Here is a 231-nt window from a genome sequence, read left to right as displayed (position 1 = left end):
GTGGGGCTTGGCCCGTTTGCAGGTGTTCTTGCGCTCTTTATTCACACCACTGGCGTGTTGGCAAAGCTGTTTTCCGAGGCCGTTGAAGCGATCGATCTAGGCCCGGTTGAGGGGGTTCGTGCCACAGGGGCAAATAAAGTGGAAGAAGTCCTTTATGGGGTGTTGCCTCAAGTTCTTCCGTTGTGGATTTCGTTCACTCTCTATCGCCTTGAATCCAATGTTCGCTCCGCC

General features: G+C 53.7%; 1 protein-coding gene. It reads left to right on the top strand.

The genetic code is table 11. The features are described from left to right. Nucleotides 1-231 (top strand): ABC transporter permease subunit (locus ACP45E_RS02770; protein ID WP_141707200.1); only part of this gene is annotated, 231 nt, incomplete at both ends.

Source organism: Vibrio genomosp. F10 str. 9ZD137, assembly GCF_049974785.1.
GTDB lineage: Bacteria > Pseudomonadota > Gammaproteobacteria > Enterobacterales > Vibrionaceae > Vibrio.
This window is presented reverse-complemented; position numbering and strand designations above follow the sequence as displayed.